3 protein-coding genes and 2 pseudogenes are annotated in these 4,724 nt (G+C 56.2%); 2 read left to right on the top strand and 3 right to left on the bottom strand.

Annotation, left to right across the window (positions count from 1 at the left end; all coding sequences use genetic code 11):
* Positions 1–29: 29 nt before the first annotated feature.
* From EOA24_RS27975 to EOA24_RS27965, 3 genes and pseudogenes are all read right to left on the bottom strand, one after another.
* Positions 30–305, bottom strand: a pseudogene (locus EOA24_RS27975) (DDE-type integrase/transposase/recombinase); the annotation flags it as partial.
* 17 nt (positions 306–322) lie between these two features.
* Positions 323–1,066, bottom strand: coding sequence for a GntR family transcriptional regulator (locus EOA24_RS27970; protein WP_127410289.1), 744 nt, complete (start codon positions 1,064–1,066; stop codon positions 323–325).
* A gap of 56 nt (positions 1,067–1,122) precedes the next feature.
* Positions 1,123–2,490 (bottom strand): aminotransferase class III-fold pyridoxal phosphate-dependent enzyme, encoded by a 1,368-nt coding sequence (locus EOA24_RS27965; protein ID WP_127410288.1) that lies wholly within the window; start codon positions 2,488–2,490, stop codon positions 1,123–1,125.
* 191 nt (positions 2,491–2,681) lie between these two features.
* Between EOA24_RS27965 and EOA24_RS27960 the strand changes: the two are divergent.
* Positions 2,682–3,022, top strand: a pseudogene (locus tag EOA24_RS27960) (transposase); the annotation flags it as partial.
* Between the two features lie 293 nt (positions 3,023–3,315).
* A complete protein-coding gene (locus tag EOA24_RS41875; protein WP_189354269.1) occupies positions 3,316–3,687 on the top strand; it encodes a hypothetical protein in 372 nt (123 codons plus the stop codon).
* Positions 3,688–4,724: the final 1,037 nt, after the last annotated feature.

The raw sequence follows: 4,724 nt of genomic DNA, 5'->3' as shown, positions 1-4,724 counted from the left end.
GCCTACGACAGCCTATTGCGGAGAAAGTGGAACAGGTTGGTAATCGGATCATGGATGGAAATAAAACGCTGACGTGCCGACTTGAAGCGTTTCATGTTCCTTTCCCGTCGTCGGGTGGGGTGGTGCGAATCTTCCGCTCGATTATTGAGACCTTTGTGCGACCGGTGTTCGACACCGCGCATGAGGTCGCGCCTGGCGGCATCATAGGGCCGGAGCTGTGTCTGCTGTTGAGCCTTTAGCAACTTGCGCATCAGACGCTTTGCCGCCTTGGCATTTCGGCGGCTTTGCACCAGCACTTCCAGGACGATCTTAAACATTTTTTCTAATCAGGATCTAGGATTTGCAGGATTTTCAGACGGCCGGTGAGTATACAATTGACTATCGCGGCCTGGACAGCGGCAGTGTTTCTTGCCTTAAGTGCAGAGATTGCGGCGTCGTGAAATCTCTCCCCGTCGTTGTCTTCGACCCCCCAATATGCGAGAAGGCCCAGTGTGGGGCCGATTGTCACCCAAAGATTGTCGATGATCGCCAGAAGTCTGGGGGCTTTTGACTGGGCATACAGTGCGAAGTGGAACTTGGCGTTTGCCGCAATCTTCGCCCTAGTGTCGTGAGAGCTCCGATGCGTGCAATAGACAAGATGATGATGCTCCAACTCGCGAATGAAGGTCGCGGAGGCATTTTCCGCCGCAAGCTCCGCTGCCCAGCCTTCAAGATTGACGCGGATCTTCGTAATTTCCTCCAAATCTGAGCGCCCAAGGCTTGGAGCGACAATGGTCTTTGGGCCTGCCATCGACAGGCTTTCCTCGGACACGAGGCGCGTGATTGCCTCTCGGACGGGCGTAACGCTGACCCCCAGTTGAGAGGCTATAGCGCGGTGCGTGATCTTCTCACCGGGCCCATACACGCCGCATCTGATGCTTTCACGCACGATTCCGTATACCCTATCGGACAGGGTCGTCTGTGGATGTTCGCCCAGATCTTTCATTAGTAGGCGCACCGCCGACGGCGCGAGTTTGCCGTCATCAACGATGTCAGGACTAGAAGGCAGAAATGTCCGCGCATTCACAGCAATGTCCTCGCCTTGACCAGCTGGTAGCCGCTCCGATAGTTTCGTGCGAATCCTCAGCGGTAGTCATCGGTCAGTTCGCCATATCGGTCCAGGAACCTGTCAAAGGCATTTTCCAATGCCGAGAACTCGTCTTCGGTATTGGCCATTGACACGGTAAACTGGCCGCGCCTGGTGATAAATATGCCGTTGTTGATCATGAAGAGCTGAAACAGCTTTCGAAAGATAGCCGGCGTCTTTACATCCTCAGGCCCTCGCGGCATCTCCGCTTGGAAATGTGTCGAGATGAGCGAGCCGAAACTACCCAATTGCAGCGGCACCCCTCGGGTATTCGCTCGACGCAGCAAAGCAGACCGAAGCTCGTTAGAGCGCGAATTCAAGCGGTCGACGTTTTCCTGAACGAAGACTTTCTTCAGCGCGGCATGGCCCGCGATCATGGTCAGAACGTTGTTGCTGAAAGTGCCGCCGTGCGAGAGCATTCGCGCGTGGCCGGGCCCTAGCCTATCCATATGCCTCGCAGCCCCGCCCAAAGCCCCGAAGTTGAGACCACCACCGAAAAACTTGCCGAGCGTGGTCAGGTTCGGATAGACACCGATTACCGATTGATAACCGCCGAGGGCGAACCTTGCGGTCTGCACCTCGTCGAATATCAGCAATGCGCCGATCTCATCGCAAATCGAACGAAGTCGGCTCAGGAAAGTTGTCTCGGCCACGAAGCCGCCAGCGCTGCCCATGATCGGCTCGACCAAAATGGCCGCGATGTCCTTGCCTTCATCCCGGACGATCTGCTCGACGGTTTCGATGTGATTGAATCGCGCGAGGCGGACGTCCGCGCGATCGACATTCATCTCACTCTTGGGCTCCAGCCAGTTTAAGACGTTACCATGATAGCCGCCGAAGAAGCCCAGCACCAAGCCCCGTCCCGTTTCGGCTTTGGCAAGTCGGATGGCCGCTAGATTCGCCTCGGTTCCCGACGTCAGGAACCGGACTCTCTCGATAGATCGAAACCGATGGCGGATCTCGCGGGCAAACGCCACCTCATGATCGTGCGTGCCCCCGTAACTCATTCCGTTGTCCAGCCCCGCCTTGAGCGCTGCCACGATCGCTTCGTTCGAATGACCAAACAAGGCGGCGGTTAGGTCATTGCCGAAATCTGAATATTCGTGTCCGTCCGCATCGATCACCTTGCTAGATCGCGCAGATTGAAAGAAGAGCGGAAACGGATCGAAATACAGCGAGCCCCGAGTGTTGCCGCCAGGCAGGACCTCTTTGGCGGCCTCAAATTTCCGTCTGCTTGTCGGGTTCGAGCTTTCATAGACGCGTTGCTCATGGGCAACGGCATCATCGATATTAGTTTCAGCGGGTCGCTGCATCGTAGACGGTTCCATTTGGCCGGGCTCTCCAAGCCGCATGAGAATGCTCATGCTTAGCGCCTATGGATCGCATGGAGAACGGACCCGTGAAACTCAGAATAGTTATTTGCGGCAGCGATTGATTATGCAATCGGTAGCGTGTAGCCCGTCTTGTGCATGAGAATGTGCATTGCGGTTAGCGGATCAGGGACTGTCAGATATCTTGTGCTTGAGGCCATGATGATGGACAGGAGAATCATCGCATGGCCATTGAGAAGGAACTTCTAGACCGGTTGCTTGCGGGGCGCGACTCACTGGAGCTGTTTGCCAAGGTCGGTTTGCTCGACGATCCGAGGAAGGCGCTTTCAGACCGGATACTGAACGCCGAACTGATGATCATCTTGAGGAGGCAAGCCGAGGGGCTGGCGAACCGCCGCAACGGACATTCGAAGAAGACTGTTCTGACGGCACGTCGAAGCTCGAACTTTCAATCCCGCGTGACCGTGCCGGCTCCTTCGACCCGAAGTTGATCGCTAAGTATCAAGGCCGCTTTCCCGATTTTGACGCCAAGATCGTATTCAGGTATGCCCGCGGCATGAGCGTGTGCCAATCATGTGGCCTTCTTCGGCCTGCGATTGCCCGCATCCTCGGCGGGCCTATTGCCCCGTATTAATCTGCCATGATTCTGTCCGTGACGCTGGATCACGGAGGCGTCACGGATGCGAGACCAGACCAGCAGCAGGAAGAGCTTTACGCGGCGGCGCTTCCTGACGCAGCGTTGACAGCCGTCCCGGCCAGTTATCGCTGCATCAATCCGCTGATAACTTTACAGTGCCGCTTAACCCCCTATCCTTGACTGAATTCTAAGCGGAAACGTTCACCCTTTCGAACGTAGCTTTGCGCAGTCTTCCGGAAACTCCGGATCTCCTCTTCGGACAGCATCCGGACGAGCTTGGCGGGGGAACCCATCCACAATTCTCCCGACTTAACCCGCTTGCCCGATGTAAGGAGGCTGCGTGCTCCGAGAACGCCATCCGGCTCGATGATGCAACCGTTCATGACAGTCGAAGCCATCCCGACGAAAGCGCAGTCTTCCAGTTGGCAACCATGGATCAGGCAGGAATGCCCGATGGTGACATCATCACCGATGACGACATCGAACTCGCCTGGGTCAATGTGAACGACCGACCCGTCTTGGATGTTGCTTCGCGCACCTATCTTTATGGTATTGTCATCGCCGCGCAACACACAGTTGAACCAGATACTTGATTGATGTCCGATTGTCACGGCACCCACGATCGTGGCGGAAGGCGCAATCCATGCACTAAGAGCAATCTCTGGCTTACTGGCACCGAGATTGTAAACTGACTGATGACTTTTAGACAATTTAGGCATTGGCAGCTTAGACATTGGCGCCTTTCTCTAGCTTTTGCCGAGCTTCGAAGAACTTGTGAGGCCATCGCTGGCCCAGGTAGCAGTCGTAGTGCCCGGATGCCGGCCTCGAAACCTTCGTCGATGCCGAGCAGGGTTTCCAGGAAAGCCTGCGGTTTGATAGTCGCTTCTTTGGGCGCTCGAGGGTGAATTCGCGGAGTTGGTCCCATAGGCCATGCCACAATCAGGTGACGGACTGATCCATAGGCAAGGACCCGTACCACTGGCGTGGCCGACGTTCGCCTCCGACTCCCCGAAGCACCGGTAAAGCATTGTCATACGCAAGTCATCGCACAGTCCGATATGAACCCGCCCGCCGCAGAATCCATCCTCACCCAAACGCATCATTTCTGGAATAGGGCGGCTACCCTGCCACGGTGATCGCGGTCTCAAGCGAAGTCCTTAGTCTCCTCAAGGGCGCGCCCTGATCTAAAGGCGCCGTTACCACCCCCACTGGGCGGCATTCTCGCACGCTTGCGCGAAAGGCGATTGGTTGCCATTCCCTTCGGACAGTGGATGCAGAAGATCGTGCGGCCACCCACCTTGTCGGATTTAAGGCGCCGATGATGGCGCGACTGTTTCGCCCGAACCTGCGATATTGGATGCCTCCTAACTTAGGGCCGCCGATTTACACCGATGGGAGTCGAGTCGCCAAAGCATCTGGACGCAGGGACCGAGAGAAGCTCGCTTACCTCTATTACGGCCAGATATATCCAGCATACGCCCGAAAAGCTTGCTAGCATCAAACCCGAAGTCGATCACAGATCAATTAATAACCGTCCATGGAAGCCTCGGAATGTAGCCTGCCCTATCGAGCACACGCCGCGCCATAGCGCGGCCGGCCGCGATCACGGTATTCTGGTCAACCTGGGTGG

Origin of the sequence: Mesorhizobium sp. M2A.F.Ca.ET.039.01.1.1 (assembly GCF_003998035.1) — a bacterium.
Classification (GTDB): domain Bacteria; phylum Pseudomonadota; class Alphaproteobacteria; order Rhizobiales; family Rhizobiaceae; genus Mesorhizobium.
The sequence above is the reverse complement of the archived record's forward strand: the minus strand, read 5'-3'. Positions and strand labels throughout refer to the sequence as shown.

Bases quoted from the DNA above. Each gene is read 5' to 3' on its own strand.
- EOA24_RS27965 (WP_127410288.1), bottom strand. From the start codon at position 2,490: ATGAGCATTCTCATGCGGCTTGGAGAGCCCGGCCAAATGGAACCGTCT.